17 protein-coding genes are annotated in these 17,755 nt (G+C 62.9%); 13 read left to right on the top strand and 4 right to left on the bottom strand.

All coding sequences use genetic code 11. The annotated features are described in order from the left end of the window. Nucleotides 1-3: 3 nt before the first annotated feature. On the bottom strand, nt 4-1,113 hold the full coding sequence (gene moaA / locus AYM40_RS14770; protein WP_063496861.1) for a GTP 3',8-cyclase MoaA: 1,110 nt from the start codon (nt 1,111-1,113) through the stop codon (nt 4-6). Nucleotides 1,114-1,357: 244 nt separating this feature from the next. Continuing rightward, complete coding sequence (locus AYM40_RS14765) at nt 1,358-4,684, bottom strand: Rne/Rng family ribonuclease (RefSeq protein WP_063496860.1); 3,327 nt, start codon at nt 4,682-4,684, stop codon at nt 1,358-1,360. Between the two features lie 731 nt (nt 4,685-5,415). Here AYM40_RS14765 and AYM40_RS14760 point away from each other — a divergent pair. From AYM40_RS14760 to AYM40_RS14745, 4 genes are read left to right on the top strand one after another with little or no spacing between them, the layout of a single operon-like run. Beyond that, nucleotides 5,416-6,441 (top strand): RluA family pseudouridine synthase, encoded by a 1,026-nt coding sequence (locus AYM40_RS14760; protein ID WP_063496859.1) that lies wholly within the window; start codon nt 5,416-5,418, stop codon nt 6,439-6,441. Beyond that, on the top strand, nt 6,434-7,093 hold the full coding sequence (locus AYM40_RS14755) for an HAD-IIIA family hydrolase (protein WP_063496858.1): 660 nt from the start codon (nt 6,434-6,436) through the stop codon (nt 7,091-7,093). Before AYM40_RS14760 ends, AYM40_RS14755 begins: the two co-directional genes overlap by 8 nt. Then, on the top strand, nt 7,090-7,494 hold the full coding sequence (locus AYM40_RS14750; RefSeq protein ID WP_063496857.1) for a Rieske (2Fe-2S) protein: 405 nt from the start codon (nt 7,090-7,092) through the stop codon (nt 7,492-7,494). Before AYM40_RS14755 ends, AYM40_RS14750 begins: the two co-directional genes overlap by 4 nt. A 33-nt stretch (nt 7,495-7,527) precedes the next feature. Further along, a complete protein-coding gene (locus AYM40_RS14745) occupies nt 7,528-8,532 on the top strand; it encodes a S49 family peptidase (protein ID WP_063496856.1) in 1,005 nt (334 codons plus the stop codon). Between the two features lie 114 nt (nt 8,533-8,646). Here the strand turns inward: AYM40_RS14745 and AYM40_RS14740 are convergent, their stop codons facing one another. Beyond that, complete coding sequence (locus tag AYM40_RS14740) at nt 8,647-9,366, bottom strand: SAM-dependent methyltransferase (RefSeq protein WP_063496855.1); 720 nt, start codon at nt 9,364-9,366, stop codon at nt 8,647-8,649. After that, on the bottom strand, nt 9,363-9,980 hold the full coding sequence (locus AYM40_RS14735; protein ID WP_063496854.1) for a Maf-like protein: 618 nt from the start codon (nt 9,978-9,980) through the stop codon (nt 9,363-9,365). Before AYM40_RS14735 ends, AYM40_RS14740 begins: the two co-directional genes overlap by 4 nt. A gap of 245 nt (nt 9,981-10,225) precedes the next feature. Here AYM40_RS14735 and AYM40_RS14730 point away from each other — a divergent pair, with 245 nt between their 5' ends. The 9 genes from AYM40_RS14730 (at nt 10,226) to AYM40_RS14690 (ending at nt 17,723) form a co-directional block, all read left to right on the top strand. Beyond that, a complete protein-coding gene (locus tag AYM40_RS14730) occupies nt 10,226-10,870 on the top strand; it encodes a DUF177 domain-containing protein (protein ID WP_063498031.1) in 645 nt (214 codons plus the stop codon). Nucleotides 10,871-10,971: 101 nt separating this feature from the next. Next, complete coding sequence (rpmF, locus tag AYM40_RS14725) at nt 10,972-11,151, top strand: 50S ribosomal protein L32 (protein ID WP_006051932.1); 180 nt, start codon at nt 10,972-10,974, stop codon at nt 11,149-11,151. Between the two features lie 172 nt (nt 11,152-11,323). Continuing rightward, nucleotides 11,324-12,430, top strand: a complete 1,107-nt coding sequence (gene plsX, locus AYM40_RS14720) for a phosphate acyltransferase PlsX (protein WP_063496853.1) — start codon at nt 11,324-11,326, stop codon at nt 12,428-12,430. Next, nucleotides 12,430-13,419 (top strand): beta-ketoacyl-ACP synthase III, encoded by a 990-nt coding sequence (locus tag AYM40_RS14715; RefSeq protein WP_063496852.1) that lies wholly within the window; start codon nt 12,430-12,432, stop codon nt 13,417-13,419. The genes plsX and AYM40_RS14715 overlap by 1 nt, the downstream gene beginning before the upstream one ends. A gap of 111 nt (nt 13,420-13,530) precedes the next feature. Then, nucleotides 13,531-14,466, top strand: a complete 936-nt coding sequence (fabD, locus tag AYM40_RS14710; RefSeq protein WP_063496851.1) for an ACP S-malonyltransferase — start codon at nt 13,531-13,533, stop codon at nt 14,464-14,466. Nucleotides 14,467-14,548: 82 nt separating this feature from the next. Next, nucleotides 14,549-15,298, top strand: coding sequence for a 3-oxoacyl-ACP reductase FabG (gene fabG / locus AYM40_RS14705; protein WP_063496850.1), 750 nt, complete (start codon nt 14,549-14,551; stop codon nt 15,296-15,298). A gap of 151 nt (nt 15,299-15,449) precedes the next feature. Further along, on the top strand, nt 15,450-15,689 hold the full coding sequence (acpP, locus tag AYM40_RS14700; protein WP_004197638.1) for an acyl carrier protein: 240 nt from the start codon (nt 15,450-15,452) through the stop codon (nt 15,687-15,689). Nucleotides 15,690-15,983: 294 nt separating this feature from the next. Then, the gene (gene fabF / locus AYM40_RS14695; RefSeq protein ID WP_063496849.1) at nt 15,984-17,222 is read left to right on the top strand and encodes a beta-ketoacyl-ACP synthase II; all 1,239 of its coding nucleotides are present in this window, start codon (nt 15,984-15,986) and stop codon (nt 17,220-17,222) included. Nucleotides 17,223-17,339: 117 nt separating this feature from the next. Next, complete coding sequence (locus AYM40_RS14690; protein WP_063496848.1) at nt 17,340-17,723, top strand: protein YgfX; 384 nt, start codon at nt 17,340-17,342, stop codon at nt 17,721-17,723. Nucleotides 17,724-17,755: the final 32 nt, after the last annotated feature.

The raw sequence follows: 17,755 nt of genomic DNA, 5'->3' as shown, positions 1-17,755 counted from the left end.
GTTCTAGCCGCCGATGTACGACATTTCCACGCGGCGGCCGTCCTGCTCGCGCGGCACGGCTGCGCTGCTGCCACGTAATTGCGAATAACGGTCGCTGCGGCCTTGCCAGATTTCGGCGACAGCGGTGGCGATATCGGCGTCGCTCGCGCCGCTGCGCAGCAACGCGCGCAGATCGTGACCGGACGACGCGAACAGGCACAGGTACAGCTTGCCTTCCGTCGACAGACGCGCGCGCGTACATGTGCCGCAAAACGCGCGTGTCACGCTCGAAATCACGCCGATCTCGCCGCTGCCGTCCACGTAACCCCAGCGCTGGGCGGTCTCGGCAGCGCTGTGCGCTTCGAGTGGCACGAGCGGGAAATGCTCGGCGATGCGTGTCACGACATCAGCGGAAGGCAGCACTTCGGTCATGTTCCAGCCGTTCGACGTGCCCACATCCATGTACTCGATAAAGCGCAACACCGTGCCCGAGCCTTTGAAGTGACGCGCCATCGGCACGATTTCGCTGTCGTTGGTGCCACGCTTGACGACCATGTTGACCTTCACCGGCGCGAGCCCCGCCGCCTCGGCTGCGGCAATTCCGTCCAGCACGTCGGCGACCGCGAAGTCGGCGTCGTTCATGCGGCGAAACAGGGTGTCGTCGAGCGCGTCGAGACTTACGGTCACGCGGGATAGGCCGGCGTCTTTCAGGCTGCGCGCCTTGCGCTCCAGCAGCGAGCCGTTGGTGGTCAGCGTCAGATCGAGCGGGCGGCCTTCCGGCGTGGTGAGTTGCGCGAGCCGTTCGATCAGGAATTCCAGATTTTTGCGCAGCAGCGGCTCGCCACCCGTAAGACGGATTTTCTCGACGCCGTGTGCGACGAAGAGCTGCGCCAGCCGTTCGATTTCTTCGAAGCTGAGTAGAGCGCTATGCGGCAGGAACGCGTAATCCTTATCGAACACCGCGCGCGGCATGCAGTAGACGCAGCGGAAATTGCAGCGATCCGTCACCGAGATGCGCAGATCGCGTAGCGGGCGCGCCAGCGTGTCGTGCAGCGTGCCGCTGGGCGCCTGCACAGGGCCGGAAATGACCGGCACCGCGCTGAGATCGGCAACAGGGATGATGCGTTGGGACATGAATTGCTTCGCTCGATGCTTCGTTTTGGGCTGGTTAGGTGCTGCTTAGGTGCCGTGATTGGCGCTGCGATTGGAACCGCCTAGATCTTCATTCTAGCGGAAATGCATCTGGCGGCCGCCGACCCCCGGACGCTGTCCGGGTATACGGGGAGTGGCGTACAGCGCGCGATCGGGCGGGTGCGCGATGCCCATAAAACAAAAAACCCGCCGGTGAGGGCGGGCTTTTTGCGTGGGAGCGGTTCGCTTACTGCGGGTGCTTACCGGTTTCCACCATTTGCATCGGCGCGGTTTCGACCGGCGGCAACGCCTTGCGCTCGCGACCCACACGAGCCGGCTTGGCTGCTTGCGCAGCCGCTTCCTGCGCGGCTCGCAGCTTGTCGGCGTCGGTGTTCACCCAGACGAGACCGGCTTGTTCCAGCACCGGCTTCAGCGCTTCCGCCGACACAGTGGCGCTACGCGGTGCTTGCGGCGCAACTGCGACGGGCGCTGGCTCGGCCGCGGCCGGTTCAACGACCGGTTGCGCTGCCGGAGCAGTCGCTGCAACGACCGGTTGCGCTTCAACGATCCCGGCTTGCGGCGCCGGCTGGGCGGCAGGTGCTTCGACCGCTGCCGCTGGGGCCGCGGTCGCTACCGGAGCCGGTGCAGCTTGCGCTTCAACGACCGGAGCAACTGCCGGCGTTTCGATCCGCGCTTCGGCAGGGGCTTCAACCCGAGCTTCAACCGGGGCTTCAACCGCAGCTTCAACATGAGCGGCCGGTTCGACGAGCGAAACCGTCTCGCTGGCGGCCGGCGCAGCTTCGACCGGCGCGGCAGGAGCTTGCGCCACCGGCGCTGCCACGGCTTGCTCCACTGCAGCCGGTGCCACCGGCGCTTCTGCGACCAGTACAGCCGTTTCCGTCTTCGCGGCCTGTTCGACGGCCGGAGCCGGCGTTTCGGTTGCTGCATGCAGTTCGCTGACGACAGCGGTTTCTGTCGCGACGGCCGCGACAACCACTTCCACCGGCTTAACAGCAGTCGCTTCGTTCACTTCAGCCTTGTGCTCAACCGGTTGATGCGCGGTGCGCACCGGTGCTTCGTCGGTCACATTGGCGGTGTCGCCTTCAGCTTCCGCGACGTCCGCAGCCAGGTTGCCGTTCACGTCTTCTTCACGCTCACGACGGCCACCGCGACGGCCGCGACGACGGCGACGACGCTCTTCACCTTCACGCGCCACCGCTTCCTGATCGACCGGCGCGCCATTTTCGCCCAAGGCGGTCTGGTTTTGCGCCAGATCTTCCGCCGCTTGCGCGTCGTTTTGCGTCAGCGCATCTGCCGCTTCCGGCTGCTGCTTGCGGCGTTCGCCGCGTTCAACGCGCTCGCCACGCTCACGGCGTTCGCCGCGTTCCTGGCGCTCGCCACGTTCGGCGCGCGGTGCGCCGTCGACGGTTTCCGCACGCTCGTTGCCGCGATTGTCGCGGTCACGGTTTTCGCGGCCCTCGCGACCTTCGCGCGGCTCACGAGCCTCGCGGGGTTCACGGCCTTCACGGGCCTCACGCGGCTCACGGTTGCCACGCGGCTCGCGCGATTCACGTGCTTCGCGCGGTTCGCGACCTTCGCGTGCCTCACGTCCTTCACGCGGTTCGCGTTCCTCGCGACGCGCCGACGGTTGTTGACCTTGAGCCTGGCGGCCGCCGGTCGTGCCTTCGCCACGGCCCGCTGCATCGCGGCCGCCTGCGCCGCCACGGCGATTGCGGCTGCGATCACCGCCGCGTTCGCCGGTGCGCTCACCGCGCTCCGTGCGTTCGCCGCGTTGCGGACGCGCCTGTTTTTCGGTCGTAGCCGGTGCGACAGGCGCCGGCGCGGCCGGCTGCATGCCGAACAGATTCTTCAGCCAGCCGATAAAGCCGCCGCTGGCCGGCGTGACGGCCACCGGAGCCGGGGTTGCCGGACGGACCGGCGCGCTCGGTGCCGGCTTTTCAGGCGTGATGCCCTTGACCGCGGCTTCCTGCTTCGGCTTCACTTCCTCGGCGCGCTTGCTGTAACCGGTTTCCGATTCCAGTTCGCGGGCTGCTTCTTCGGCCATCTTCCACGAGGCGCGCGGCTCGTCGAGGCGCGCATCGTCGTGACGCAGGCGCTCGAGCTTGTAATGCGGCGTATCGAGGTGCTTGTTCGGGATCAGAACGACGTTGACCTTGAAGCGCGATTCGATCTTGTTGATTTCCGCGCGCTTTTCGTTCAACAGGAAGGCGGTCACTTCGACCGGCACCTGGCAATGGATCGCCGCGGTGTTTTCCTTCATCGCTTCTTCCTGAATGATCCGCAGCACTTGCAGCGCGGACGATTCGGTATCGCGGATGTGGCCCGTGCCGTTACAGCGCGGGCACGTCACATGGCTGCCTTCCGACAAAGCCGGGCGCAGGCGTTGACGTGACAGTTCCATCAGCCCGAAGCGCGAGATCTTGCCCATCTGGACGCGCGCACGGTCGTGTTTCAACGCGTCTTTCAGGCGTTGCTCGACTTCGCGCTGGCTCTTGGCCGATTCCATGTCGATGAAGTCGATCACGATCAGGCCGCCCAGATCGCGCAGGCGCAACTGGCGGGCCACTTCGTCGGCAGCTTCGAGGTTGGTGCGTGCAGCCGTTTCCTCGATGTCCGCGCCCTTGGTGGCGCGCGCCGAGTTCACGTCGATCGCGACCAGTGCTTCCGTGTGGTCGATCACGATGGCGCCGCCGGAGGGCAGCGGTACCGTGCGCGAGTACGCGGTTTCGATCTGGTGTTCGATCTGGAAACGCGAGAACAGCGGCACGTCGTCGTGATACCGCTTCACCTTGCTGACATTGTCCGGCATCACAATATCCATGAAGGCGCGGGCCTGGTCATGGATTTCGGTGGTGTCGATCAGGATTTCGCCGATATCCGGCTGGAAATAGTCGCGAATCGCGCGGATCACCAGGCTCGATTCGAGATAAATCAGCATCGGCTGGCCGCTCGAACCGCTTTGCGATGCGGCCTCGATGGCGCGCCACAGTTGCATCAGGTAGTTCAGGTCCCACTGCAGCTCCTCGGCGCTGCGGCCAATGCCGGCCGTGCGCGCGATGATGCTCATGCCTTCCGGCAATTGCAGCTGCGCCATGGTTTCGCGCAATTCCTGACGGTCGTCGCCTTCGATCCGGCGCGATACACCGCCGCCGCGCGGGTTGTTCGGCATCAATACCAGATACCGGCCGGCGAGCGAGATGAAGGTGGTGAGGGCTGCGCCCTTGTTGCCGCGCTCTTCCTTTTCGACCTGAACGATCAGTTCCTGACCTTCTTTCAGGGCGTCCTGGATGCGCGCGGCGCGCATGTCGACGCCGTCACGGAAATACTGGCGAGCGACTTCCTTGAACGGCAAAAAGCCGTGGCGGTCTTCGCCGTAGTTGACGAAGCAGGCTTCGAGCGAAGGCTCGATGCGGGTAATGATGCCCTTGTAAATGTTGCCTTTGCGCTGTTCGCGCCCGGCGGTTTCGATGTCGATATCGATGAGTTTTTGCCCATCGACGATGGCGACGCGCAGTTCTTCCTGCTGCGTCGCGTTGAACAACATTCGTTTCATTGAACGGCTCCAGGCGGCTTAGCTAGCCCTCGGCTGCGCGGTTGTCAGTCGCGAGAGCCATGAGGGCAGCGGCATGCCGCGCCTTGTTGTGTTTTCACAAGCACGCTGGAGCGGGAAAAATGGCGGGAGAATTGCCTGAGAGGGCCCGACCCATTGAAAAATGGACACGGTGCCGCAGGGCACATGCGAACACGGCTTCAAATAACGACCCGACACGCCGCGGGTTCTGCCAGCCGACCTTCATAAGCCTTGCGTCCACTCGCGCCGGTGCGCCAACTGGGCGCGTGACCGGAGGGTCGAAGGCTGCGGTCATGCCGCAGCGGGAAGTTCGCGCAGTCGGCGCGTCTTTTCTCGCTGGGGGTGTCTCGCCTCATTTTGACGTCGCCATGTCTTGTACTTTCTACAAGACGCCTCGGGCGCACGCCGTATTTTCGCAACTCGCAGCTCCTTACAGCAGGGCGTCAGACCGCCCGATACCGAAGCTGAAAGTTAAATTCTTTTTTACCAAAATTCCGTTACCGTCGAAGCTGACCTTGACCGAACGCGCCTGTGGGCGCCGTCCCTGCCGGGCACTGACCTCGTGCGTGCAACATGTTGCATCTCATTTTCAGGGTGAGCAACCAGACCCCGGCGCAAGTAAAATAACGGTTTATCGCTTGCGCCCGCGCAATCCGCCCGATTTCCGGACACTGCGCCGGCCGCCGCAGACTGCTGGGCAAATTATATTCATAATGAAAGAGTTAGGCAAAATATCCCAGAAATCGGTCGCAAGCGACCAGGTCTCGATGATCGAGATCGACGACAGTGCGGCCGGACAGCGCATTGACAACTTCCTGTTGCGCGTCTGTAAAGGCGTGCCGAAAAGCCATATTTACCGCATCCTGCGTAGCGGGGAAGTGCGGGTGAATAAGGGCCGGATCGACGCGCAGTACCGCCTCGAACTGGGCGATCTGGTGCGCGTGCCGCCCATTCGCGTCGCTCAACCGAACGAAGCCATCGCCCAGGCGCCGGTGCCGAGCGCCGATTTCAAAATTATTTTTGAAGACGAGCACATGCTCGTGATCGACAAACCGGCCGGCGTGGCGGTCCACGGGGGCAGCGGTGTCGCGTTCGGCGTGATCGAACAGATGCGCGAAGCGCGGTCGCAGGCGAAATTCCTCGAATTGGTGCATCGGCTGGATCGCGAGACGTCCGGCATTCTGATGCTCGCCAAGAAACGCTCCGCGCTGGTCAACCTGCACGAGCAGATTCGCGAGAACAAGATGGATAAGCGCTACTATGCGTGCGTCCACGGCGAATGGGCGAGCGACTGGGGCCGTCGCCGCGCGGTCAAGGAGCCGCTGCATAAGTATTTGACCGCGGACGGCGAACGGCGCGTGCGCGTTCAGGCCGACGGCCTCGCGTCGCACACGGTCTTCAATCTGATCGACCGCTGGCCGGAGTACGCGCTGCTCGAGGCGGAACTGAAGACGGGTCGCACGCATCAGATTCGCGTCCATTTGCAGCATCTGGAGTTGCCGATCGTCGGCGATGCCAAGTACGGCGACTTCGCGCTGAACAAAGCGCTGGCGCGCGCCAACGCCAAGCCTGGCCTGAAGCGCATGTTCCTGCACGCGTACCGTCTTAAGCTGACGCACCCGGCAACCGGCGCGCCCGTGCAGTTCGAGGCGCCGCTGCCGGCCGAATGCCGCAGTTTTGTAGCGCAGCTCAATGAATTACGAAATGGGTCAAACCCGGAGACGACACCGCATGGCTAGAGAGCAATTTGATCTGATCGTCTTTGACTGGGACGGGACGCTGATGGATTCGACCGCGCACATCACGCGCAGCATCCAGTTAGCATGCCGCGATCTCGGCCTGCCTGTTCCCGCCGATGAGGCCGCCAGCTACGTGATCGGCCTTGGCCTGCGCGACGCGCTGCAAATCGCCGCGCCCACGCTCGATCCGGCCGATTACCCGCGTCTGGCGGAGCGCTATCGCTTTCACTATCTGGTGAAGGACCAGACTACCGAGCTGTTCGTCGGCGTGCGCGAGATGCTGCAGGAATTGCGCGATCAGGGTTATCTGCTCGCGGTGGCGACCGGCAAGAGCCGCGTTGGGCTGAACCGCGCGCTCGACCAATCGCGTCTGACGAGCCTGTTCGACGGCACCCGCTGTGCGGACGAAACTTTCTCGAAACCGCATCCGGCCATGCTGCACGAGCTTACGCGTGAACTGGGGCAGGATCCGGTGCGCACGGTGATGGTGGGTGACACCACGCACGATCTGCAGATGGCGATCAATGCGGGCGTTGCGGGCATTGCAGTCACATACGGCGCGCATCCCGCCGGTTCGCTGATGGCTTTGTCGCCGAAATTCGTCGCCTCCAGCGTGAGCGCGCTGTCCGGCTGGCTGCGAGAGAACGCATGAATACGGGCACGACGGAAGCGGTGGCGCAGGCCGTTCGCATTTGCGCGTCCGAAGAACTGGTCGACGGCGGCGCCGGCGTGCGGCGCGCGGCGAGGTTTGGCGGCGGCGACGTCGTGGTATTTTTTGTTCGCTATGATGGCCATGCGTACGGCTATCTGAACCGCTGCGCCCACGTGCCGATGGAACTCGACTGGGCTGAAGGGCAGTTCTTTGAATCGTCCGGTTTATACTTGATGTGCGCTACACATGGTGCGATTTACGCGCCTGATACAGGCAAATGCGTCGGCGGCCCGTGCCGCGGCGGCCGGTTGCGCCCTGTCCACGTGGACGAGCGCGACACACCCGAAGGCCGCGCCGTGTTCTGGCTGCCGGACGGCGAACTTCGCCCGGCCACGCCCTGATTCTTCTCCTCCTCGACCTTTCCACTGCACCGCATGTCTGACAATTTGACTCCTGAACCGAAGGAACCGTCCCTGACAGGCCGCCCCCGCACGCCTGCCGATGAGCCGGGCTGGGAGCGCGCCGCGCTCGAGCGCATCGCGCTTGCGGCAATCACCGAGCAGCGCGCGGCACGCCGCTGGAAGATTTTCTTCCGGTTTGTGTTCCTGATCGTCTTGCTGCTGGCGGTATGGGGCGCGTTAGATCTCTCCGGCGACAAGGTTGCGACCACTGGCCGGCATACCGCAATGGTGACGCTTGACGGCGAAATCTCTGCTGATACGAACGCAAACGCGGAAGATGTCAACACTGCACTGGAAAGTGCGTTCGACGATGCGGGTACGGCAGGCGTGATCCTGCGCTGTAACAGCCCGGGCGGCAGCCCGGTGCAGGCAGGCATTATCTACAACGAGATTCGCCGGCTGCGCGCCAAGTATCCGTCGATCCCCTTGTATGTCGTGGTCGGCGATATGTGCGCGTCGGGTGGCTATTACGCGGCGGCGGCGGCGGACAAGATCTATGTGGACAAGGCGAGTATCGTCGGTTCGATTGGTGTGCTGATGGACAGCTTCGGCTTCACGGGGCTGATGGATAAGCTGGGGATCCAGCGTCGGCTGCATACTTCGGGTGAGAACAAGGGCTTTTTCGACCCGTTCTCGCCGGAAACGCCGAAGATGGACGAACATGCGCAGGACATGCTCGATCAGATCCATGCGCAGTTCATCGACGCCGTGCGTGAGGGGCGCGGCAAGCGCCTGCACGAAACGCCGGATATGTTCTCGGGCCTGTTCTGGACGGGTCAGAAGAGTGTCGAGCTGGGGCTTGCCGACGGTTTCGGCGACGCGGATTACGTCGCGCGCGACCTCTTCAAGGCACCGGATATCGTCGACTACACGGTCAAGGAGAGCATTACGGATCGTGTGGCGCGCAAGTTCGGTGCTGCGGTCGGCAGCGGCGCGGTGCATGCGATGGCGCTTGGCGGGAAGTTGAGTCTGCGTTGATCGATTATGCTGACTGATGGCCGTGCGTTAGCCGTCGGTTGTCAAGAAAAGCCTCGCGCGATCACCAGTTGATCGCACGGGGCTTTTTCGTTTCCTCTCTCGCTGAGGCTGCGGTCAGACGGCCAGCATCAGGAAAATTGCCGGCCGTTTGTGCAGATCGATCGCCGGTTTCTTTTTCCAGTCGGCCACGGTGCGGCTCGCGATGGTCTCAGTCTCCAGCGTCAGGTCGACCGCAACGCAAACGAGGGTGGAGGGCGCGCACGTTGCCAGCAATGTATCGAGCAGCGGTTTATTCCGATACGGCGTTTCGATAAAAATCTGCGTTTGTTTGGCTTTGCGCGATTGCTGCTCCAGGTCGCGCAGGCGCTTGGCCCGTTCGGTGGCGTCGACCGGCAGATAGCCGTGGAACGCAAAACTCTGGCCATTCAGGCCGGACGCCATCAACGCGAGCAGAATCGAACTCGGTCCGACAAACGGCACGACTTTCACGCCGCGCTCATGCGCCCGGCGCACCAGCAGAGCGCCCGGATCGGCGACCGCAGGACAGCCGGCTTCGGAAACCAGGCCGGCATCCGTGCCTGCCAGCAAAGGCGCCAGCAGTTTGTCGATCTCACCGGCCGGCGTGTTCACGTTCAGTTCGCGAATCTCAATTTCCTGGATAGGCCGCTCGGTGCCGACCTTCTTCAGGAACGCGCGCGTGGTTTTTGCGTTTTCGCCGATGTAATACTGCAGCGCGGCCGCACGGGCACGCACCGGTGCGGGCAGGACGGCGTCGAGGGCGTCGGCATCGCCTTCGCCAAGGGTGTTCGGGATCAGATATAAGGTGCCGCTCATGGTGCCCCCAGAAGTGGATAACCCACTGCGAGCAGCATGCGCGACAGTGCGATCAATGGCAGCCCGACCAGCGCGGTCGGGTCGTCCGAGTGAATGGCTTCGAGCAACGCGATGCCGAGGCCTTCGGATTTGGCGCTGCCCGCCACGTCGTATGGCGTTTCGGCGCGGAGATAAGCGTCCAGCGCGGCGTCCGGCAGGTCGCGGAATTGCACGCGGGTGATGACGTCGACGGCTTGCGCCGCCCCCGATCGGCTGTCGAACAGGCAGAGTGCGCTATGAAATAGCACTTCACGACCGCGCATTGCCCGCAGTTGGGCAAATGCCTTGTCATGCGTGCCGGGCTTGCCGATCTGCAGGCCGTCGTAGGTGGCAACCTGATCCGAGCCGATCACGAGCGCGGCTTCATCGGCGCCGAGCTTGGCTGCCGCCGCGCGGGCTTTTGCCTCAGCGAGGCGCAGGGCCGTCACTTCGGGCGTTTCGCCGGCGAGCGGCGTTTCGTCGATCGCCGGCACGACGACATCGAACGGAACGCGCAGGCGCTCGAGCAGCTCGCGACGATAAGGTGAACTCGACGCCAGAATCAGGCGTGGCGGGCGATTGAGGGAATCTGGCATGTGCTACCGACGGCTAGAGAGGCAGGTCGTACGGGGTTGCGCGGGTGGCGCACGTGTACGGGCTTAAGTGTTTGACTCGAAAAGACAAAACGGATATGATTTCGGGCTTTTCATCGGTATGCTATTGCACAGGCGGTGTCGTGTGGCAGGCCCGTGTGGGCAACACCGGGCAGTGCGCGAGTTCCGCGGGCTGCATTGCAAACCGATTTATCCCCGGCGAAATCCTTGCCGATGCAGGAGCGCACATGACTCAACATCCTGGCAACCCTGCTGGTCTGTCCGACCCGCACGATATCGATCTGTTCGAATTTGCGCGGAGTGGGCGCCAGGCCGCGGGTGTCGTGCGCGTCTCGCAACTGCCGCGCATGTTAAACGAAGTGCCGGCAGAAGCGCCAGACCGCGATACCGCGTTCACCTGGCAAGCCGAAGGGGCGACGCAGCCGGAATTGCAGGACGACGGCACCGAGGGTCCGCAGCCTTATTTGAGGTTGGCGATTCACGGTGCTGCATGGCTCGAATGTCAGCGGTGCATGACGCCGTATCTGCAGGCGTTCAATGTCGATGCAACTTACCGGATCGTCAACACTGAGGCGGAAGCCGAAGAGTTTCCGCTCGACGAGGATGAAGTCGAAGTGATCGTGGGCTCGCGCCAGTTCGATCTCGTCGACTTGATCGAAGAAGAGTTGCTGCTTTCCTTGCCGCTCGTGCCCAAGCACGAGGTGTGTCCCGAAGTGCACGAGAGTCTCGTCTCTGGTGTGGCCGGTACAGAAGGCGAGGGCGACGAGGGCGCACCGGATGAAGCAGGTGAGGGCGGTGAGCCCGAGCGGCCCAATCCGTTTGCGGCGCTCGAAAGTCTCAAGCGCGGTGAGCCGGGCGACAAGAAGCACTGAACAGTTGCATGGGAGCGCGAAGCGGGCGCATTGGCCATTCGGTCAATGGCGGACACCGGCTCGGGCTGTGTTAGAATTCGGAAAATTTTTAGGAGTTAGTCATGGCAGTTCAGCAAAATAAGAAGTCGCCGTCGAAGCGCGGCATGCACCGTTCGCACGATTTCCTGACGGCAGCGCCGCTGGCCGTGGAGCCGAGCACGGGCGAAGTGCATCTGCGTCACCACGTTAGCCCGAACGGCTACTATCGCGGCAAGAAAGTCGTCAAGACGAAGAACGACTAATCGTTTCACTGCGTTGCGCCCCTTGGCGTTTCGCGTGGCGATCGGCTCGCTTGACATTTTCCCGGCTCGGCAAAAACGCGGCATTCAACTGCCGCTTTTTTGTGTCGATCGTAGTTGGCGCTTTAGCGCTTGCTGCGATCCCATGCGGGGCGTCTGAAACTCGTCGCACTCCATGACAGTAAAGCTCACGATAGATTGCATGGGAGGCGACCACGGCCCGTCCGTGACCGTTCCCGCTGCCGTCAACTTCGTTCGTTCGCATCCTGATGCTGAGTTGCTGCTCGTCGGCATTGAAAGTGCGATTCGTGCGCAGCTGAAGAAGTTGAAGGCTCAGGACCTGCCGGCGCTGACCGTCGTACCTGCTTCCGAGATCGTCGCCATGGACGATCCGGTCGAAGTCGCGCTGCGCAAGAAAAAAGACTCATCCATGCGCGTGGCGCTGAATCGCGTCAAGGAATGCGAGGCGCAAGCCTGCATTTCCGCCGGCAATACCGGCGCGCTGATGGCGGTCTCGCGCTATGTGCTGAAAACGCTGTCGGGCATCGAACGCCCGGCCATTGCGTTCGCAATGCCCAATCCCACTGGCTACACGACGATGCTCGACCTGGGCGCCAACGTCGATTGCGAGCCGCAGCATCTGCTGCAGTTCGCGGAGATGGGGCACGCGCTCGTGTCCGCGCTCGAGGGTCGCGAGCGGCCCACCATCGGCCTGCTCAACATCGGCGAAGAAGTCATCAAGGGTAACGACACCATCAAACGCGCCGGCGAACTGCTGCGCGCGAGTACACTTAACTTTCACGGCAACGTTGAAGGCAACGACATCTTCAAGGGCACGGTCGACGTAATCGTCTGCGACGGTTTTGTCGGCAATGTCGCGCTGAAAACGTCGGAAGGCCTCGCGCAGATGCTGTCCAACATCATCAAGGAAGAGTTCGGCCGCTCATGGCTCACCAAGGTGATGGCGGTGCTCGCATTGCCGGTATTGATGCGTTTCAAGAAACGGGTCGATCATCGGCAGTACAACGGCGCTGCGCTGCTCGGCCTGCGCGGCCTGGTGATCAAAAGCCACGGCTCGGCGGATGCCTACGCGTTTGAGTGGGCTATCAAACGCGGGTATGATGCCGTCAAAAACGGCGTGCTGGAGCGCCTTGCGCGAGCAATGGAAGAGAATGCAGGTTCTCTCGAACAGGCGGCGCGCGACGCAAGCGGTGCGGGTCACGCAAGCCCGATCGCAGGCCAGCCGGCCGAGCCCTACGCTGCGCAATCCTCGAAGGCATAATGGCTCAATCGACAATTTATTCCCGCGTGCTGGGCACCGGCAGCTACCTGCCGCCCGGACGCGTCACCAATCAGGATCTGGCCGAACGTCTCGCCAAGCAAGGTGTCGAGACGAGCGACGAATGGATCGTTGCCCGCACGGGCATCCATGCGCGCCACTTCGCCGAACCCGATGTCACTACCAGCGATCTGGCGCTTTTCGCCTCGCAGCGTGCGATCGAAGCGGCGGATATCGATCCGCAATCCATCGATCTGATCATCGTTGCGACCTCCACACCCGACTTTGTGTTTCCGAGTACGGCGTGCCTGTTGCAGAACAAGCTCGGCATCAAGAACCACGGTGCGGCATTCGACGTGCAGGCCGTCTGTTCGGGCTTTGCTTACGCGGTGGCGATGGCGGATAGCCTGATTCGCGGCGGTCAGCATCGCACGGCGCTCGTGATCGGCGCGGAAACTTTCTCGCGTATCCTCGATTTCAAGGACCGCACCACCTGCGTGCTATTCGGCGACGGCGCGGGCGCGGTGATCCTGCAGGCGTCCGAAGAGCCGGGCGTGCTGGCGAGCGCTTTGCACGCCGACGGCAGCCATTCGAACATTCTCTGCACGCCGGGCAATGTGAACGGCGGTGTGATCGAGGGCAGCGCGTTCCTGCATATGGACGGGCAGGCCGTGTTCAAGCTCGCCGTCAATGTGCTCGAAAAGGTTGCGGTCGAAGCACTCGCAAAAGCGAATCTGTCGGCCGAGCAGATCGACTGGCTGATTCCGCATCAGGCCAATATCCGCATCATGCAAAGCACCTGCCGTAAGCTCGGCTTGCCGCAGGAACGCATGGTCGTCACGGTGGGCGAGCACGGCAATACGTCGGCTGCGTCCATTCCGCTCGCATTCGACGCCGCGGTGCGCGACGGCCGCATCAAGCGCGGCCAGAACGTGCTGATCGAAGGCGTCGGCGGCGGCTTCACGTGGGGCGCGTCGGTTATCCGCTACTGATAGCGGCGACGTTATGGCGAGCGCTCTTCGCGGCGCTCGGCTACGCTTGAGCGCGCTCGCCATCCACCGGGCGCGCCACCCACATCTGACAACATCGATTTTGGGGACGATATGAAATTTGCGTTCGTTTTTCCTGGGCAAGGTTCGCAGTCGGTCGGCATGCTCAACGCATTCGCCGATCACGCGGTCGTGCGTGAGACGGTTCAGGAAGCGTCCGATGCGCTCAATCAGGACCTCGGCAAGCTGATCGCCGAAGGCCCTGCCGAAGACCTGAACCTCACCACCAATACCCAGCCGGTCATGCTGACCGCCGCGTATGCGATTTATCGCGCGTGGCAGCAGGCGGGCGGCCCGAAGCCGGCCATCGTCGCCGGCCATAGCCTCGGCGAATACACCGCGCTGGTCGCGGCGGGCGCGATCGCGTTTCGCGATGCTGTGCCGCTCGTGCGTTTTCGTGCGCAAGCCATGCAAACGGCCGTGCCGGTCGGCGTTGGTGGCATGGCCGCAATTCTCGGCCTCGATGACGACACGGTGCGCGCGGTTTGCGCCGAAGCGTCGGTCGCGGGTGTCGTCGAAGCGGTGAATTTCAACGCGCCGGCGCAAGTCGTGATCGCCGGTCACAAGGCCGCGGTCGAAAAGGCCTGCGAAGTCGCGAAGGCGAAGGGCGCCAAGCGTGCGTTGCCGCTGCCGGTATCGGCACCGTTCCACTCGTCGCTGTTGAAGCCCGCGTCGGATCAATTGCGCGAGTATCTCGCCAGCGTTGACGTGCAGGTGCCGTCGATTCCGGTGATCAACAACGTCGACGTCGCCGTGGTCAACGAGCCGGCAAAGATCAAGGACGCGCTGGTGCGTCAGGCAGCCGGTCCGGTGCGCTGGGTCGAAAGCGTGCAGGCAATGGCGGCGCAAGGCGTGACGCATGTGATCGAATGCGGTCCTGGCAAGGTCCTCGCGGGCTTGACGAAGCGTATCGACGGCAATCTCGTCGGCACCTCGGTGTTCGATCCGGCTTCGCTCGAAGAAACACTCAAGCTGGTGACGGCGGGCTGAGCACCGCTTCATAGGGCGCGCTGGGCGCCAAGCTCGGCATCAAGAATCAATCAGCCCTCCGAAAGGGCATCCGGACTGACAGATGGAAAAGACTCTCGACAAGCAAATCGCCATCGTGACGGGCGCGTCGCGCGGCATCGGCCGTGCAATCGCGATGGAACTGGCGCGCCAGGGCGCGACGGTGATCGGCACGGCAACCAGCGAAAGCGGCGCGGCAGCGATCAGCGAAGCTTTTAGCGCGGCAGGTGTGAACGGCCGCGGCGCCGTGCTCAACGTCAACGACGCCGCCGCAGCCGAAGCGCTGATCGACGGCACCGTGAAGGAGTTCGGGGCGCTGCACGTGCTGGTGAACAACGCCGGCATCACGCAAGACCAGCTTGCGATGCGCATGAAGGACGACGACTGGGACGCGGTGATCGACACCAACCTCAAGTCGGTCTTCCGTCTGTCGCGCGCGGTGCTGCGTCCGATGATGAAGGCGAAGGGCGGCCGTATCATCAACATCACGTCGGTGGTCGGCTCGGCCGGCAACCCGGGGCAGGTCAATTACGCAGCCGCGAAAGCGGGCGTTGCTGGCATGACGCGCGCACTGGCGCGCGAGATCGGCAGCCGCGGCATCACCGTCAATTGCGTCGCACCGGGCTTCATCGATACCGACATGACCAAGACCCTGCCGGAAGAGCAGCAAACCGCACTTAAGACGCAGATTCCGCTCGGCCGCCTTGGCAGCCCGGACGATATCGCGCACGCCGTGGCGTTCCTCGCGTCGCCGCAAGCGGGTTATATCACTGGCACGACACTGCATGTGAACGGCGGAATGTACATGTCGTAACCAAATTCGGTTACTATCCGCGCCTTGATGCGTTTGCAAAAGCGTAAGGCGCATGCCTTGACAGGAACCCGATGTGCCGCTTTTTTGCCGGGTCAAACCTGATAAAATGCGCGCACCTGTATTTTTGAACTTCTTTTCCCTTGGAGGGGTAATGGACAATATCGAACAGCGCGTCAAGAAGATCGTCGCAGAACAACTGGGCGTTGCAGAAGCTGAGATCAAGAACGAAGCTTCGTTCGTGAACGACCTCGGCGCCGACTCGCTCGACACCGTTGAACTCGTGATGGCCCTCGAAGACGAATTCGGCATGGAAATTCCGGATGAAGAAGCCGAGAAGATCACTACCGTTCAGCAAGCGATCGACTACGCTCGCGCGAACGTCAAGGCCTAAAGTCATTCGCGCCTGCGTTTCTGCGTTGGCGGCGTATGACGCCCTGCCGTGTCGGTTTCCGACGCCAGCAGGGCTGGCGCTTTTTGCCGTGCAGGAGCCAGCGATGTTGACAGCGCAAGTTTCCGCGCGATTGCCGACTTTCAAGAAAACGCCGGGCCGCCCCAAGTTTTCTTGCCCCCCTCGGGGGAGGCTGGCGCGAAGCGCCAGGGGTGGGGGGCGGCTAACAGCCACAGGGCACACAGGGCACGTTCCTGTGGCTTTTGTGCTTTTGTCATCTATGAAAAAGGGGTTACCGTGAGCCGCCGTCGTGTTGTTGTTACAGGCCTGGGGCTGATTTCGCCTGTTGGCAATAATGTTGCCGACGGCTGGGCCAATCTGGTCGCCGGCAAGTCGGGTATTGCCAATATCACGAAGTTCGATGCGTCGAACTTCTCGACTCGTTTCGCCGGCGAGGTGAAGGGCTTCAATATCGAGGACTACATCCCCGGTAAGGAAGCGCGCCACATGGATACGTTCATCCATTACGGCGTCGCGGCCGGCATCCAGGCGATGCAGGACAGCGGCCTCGAAGTCACCGACGAGAATTCGGAGCGCATCGGCGTGGTGGTCGGTTCGGGCATCGGCGGCCTGCCGATGATCGAAGTGACGCAAACCGAACTGCTGAACCGCGGCCCGCGCCGCATTTCGCCGTTCTTCGTGCCGGCGTCGATCATCAACATGATCTCGGGCCATCTGTCGATCAAGTTCGGCATCAAGGGTCCGAATCTGGCGATCGTGACTGCATGTACCACGGGTCTGCACTGTATCGGTGAGGCTTCGCGCCTGATCGAATACGGCGACGCCGACGTGATGATCGCCGGCGGCGCGGAATCCACCGTGTCGCCGCTCGGTGTCGGCGGCTTTGCGGCGGCGCGCGCGCTATCGCAACGCAACGACGATCCGGCAACGGCGAGCCGTCCGTGGGACAAAGACCGCGACGGTTTCGTGCTGGGCGAGGGCGCCGGTGTGATGGTGCTCGAAGAGTACGAACACGCGAAGGCGCGCGGCGCGAAGATTTACGCCGAAGTCGGCGGCTATGGGATGAGCGGCGACGCCTATCACATGACCGCACCGCTGGAAGACGGCGACGGCGCACGCCGCTGCATGCTGGCCGCGATGAAGAACGCGGGCGTCAACGCCGATCAGGTGAATTACCTGAACGCGCACGGCACGTCCACGCCGCTCGGCGACCTGGCTGAAACCACCGGCATCAAGCGCGCTTTCGGCGACCACGCCAAAGACATGGTCGTGAATTCGACCAAGTCGATGACAGGTCACCTGTTGGGCGGCGCTGGCGGTCTCGAATCCGTGTTCACCGTGCTCGCCGTGCATCATCAGGTGTCGCCGCCGACGATCAACATCTTCAATCAGGATCCGGCCTGCGATCTCGATTACTGCGCCAACACCGCGCGGGAAATGAAGATCGACGTCGCGCTGAAGAACTCGTTCGGGTTCGGCGGCACGAATGGCACGCTGGTCTTCAAGCGCGCCTGATCGCCTGATCGTTTGGTGATACGCCCGTCGAAAACGCCGGCTTGTCCGGCGGATTCCCTCGAATCGGCAACGCCCGGCAGAGCGTCGCAACGAATTACGTTGCGACGCTCTGTTGCCATGCGCGCCGCTTTGGGGATGTTCATCCTGATTGCGACGCTGGCCGCCTATACCTGTTTCGCGTCGCATCTGGGCGCCTGGCAGGCGGCTCCGTTGACGCTTGCCGTGTGGGCGCTGCTGACGCTCTGTGCGGTAAAACATGAGCATGCGCAGCCCGTCGCGCTGAAAATCGGCCCGGACGGACTGTCTGCCTGGAGCCGGGCGGGCGGTTTGCTGACGCAGGGTCGCATTACCGGCTGTTCGCAATGGAGCGGTCGTTTGCTCGTTCTGGCGCTGGTGCCGGACCACGGACGTTCCCGCACGCTACTTCTTGCCGCTGACGCGCTTCCAGCTTCCGTCTTCCGGGAGCTCGCCGTGCTGGGCCGGCGTGGCGCCGGTGCGTGACTGTAACGACTGTAACCGCTGTTACCGGCGTA

The organism is Paraburkholderia phytofirmans OLGA172 (assembly GCF_001634365.1).
Lineage (GTDB): Bacteria > Pseudomonadota > Gammaproteobacteria > Burkholderiales > Burkholderiaceae > Paraburkholderia.
This window is presented reverse-complemented; position numbering and strand designations above follow the sequence as displayed.

Bases quoted from the DNA above. Each gene is read 5' to 3' on its own strand.
- AYM40_RS14715 (WP_063496852.1), top strand. From the start codon at position 12,430: ATGGCTCAATCGACAATTTATTCCCGCGTGCTGGGCACCGGCAGCTAC.
- AYM40_RS14760 (WP_063496859.1), top strand. From the start codon at position 5,416: ATGAAAGAGTTAGGCAAAATATCCCAGAAATCGGTCGCAAGCGACCAG.
- AYM40_RS14750 (WP_063496857.1), top strand. From the start codon at position 7,090: ATGAATACGGGCACGACGGAAGCGGTGGCGCAGGCCGTTCGCATTTGC.
- AYM40_RS14730 (WP_063498031.1), top strand. From the start codon at position 10,226: ATGACTCAACATCCTGGCAACCCTGCTGGTCTGTCCGACCCGCACGAT.
- plsX (WP_063496853.1), top strand. From the start codon at position 11,324: ATGACAGTAAAGCTCACGATAGATTGCATGGGAGGCGACCACGGCCCG.
- rpmF (WP_006051932.1), top strand. From the start codon at position 10,972: ATGGCAGTTCAGCAAAATAAGAAGTCGCCGTCGAAGCGCGGCATGCAC.
- AYM40_RS14740 (WP_063496855.1), bottom strand. From the start codon at position 9,366: ATGAGCGGCACCTTATATCTGATCCCGAACACCCTTGGCGAAGGCGAT.
- fabG (WP_063496850.1), top strand. From the start codon at position 14,549: ATGGAAAAGACTCTCGACAAGCAAATCGCCATCGTGACGGGCGCGTCG.
- acpP (WP_004197638.1), top strand. From the start codon at position 15,450: ATGGACAATATCGAACAGCGCGTCAAGAAGATCGTCGCAGAACAACTG.
- AYM40_RS14745 (WP_063496856.1), top strand. From the start codon at position 7,528: ATGTCTGACAATTTGACTCCTGAACCGAAGGAACCGTCCCTGACAGGC.
- moaA (WP_063496861.1), bottom strand. From the start codon at position 1,113: ATGTCCCAACGCATCATCCCTGTTGCCGATCTCAGCGCGGTGCCGGTC.
- fabD (WP_063496851.1), top strand. From the start codon at position 13,531: ATGAAATTTGCGTTCGTTTTTCCTGGGCAAGGTTCGCAGTCGGTCGGC.
- AYM40_RS14755 (WP_063496858.1), top strand. From the start codon at position 6,434: ATGGCTAGAGAGCAATTTGATCTGATCGTCTTTGACTGGGACGGGACG.
- AYM40_RS14765 (WP_063496860.1), bottom strand. From the start codon at position 4,684: ATGAAACGAATGTTGTTCAACGCGACGCAGCAGGAAGAACTGCGCGTC.
- AYM40_RS14690 (WP_063496848.1), top strand. From the start codon at position 17,340: ATGCGCGCCGCTTTGGGGATGTTCATCCTGATTGCGACGCTGGCCGCC.
- AYM40_RS14735 (WP_063496854.1), bottom strand. From the start codon at position 9,980: ATGCCAGATTCCCTCAATCGCCCGCCACGCCTGATTCTGGCGTCGAGT.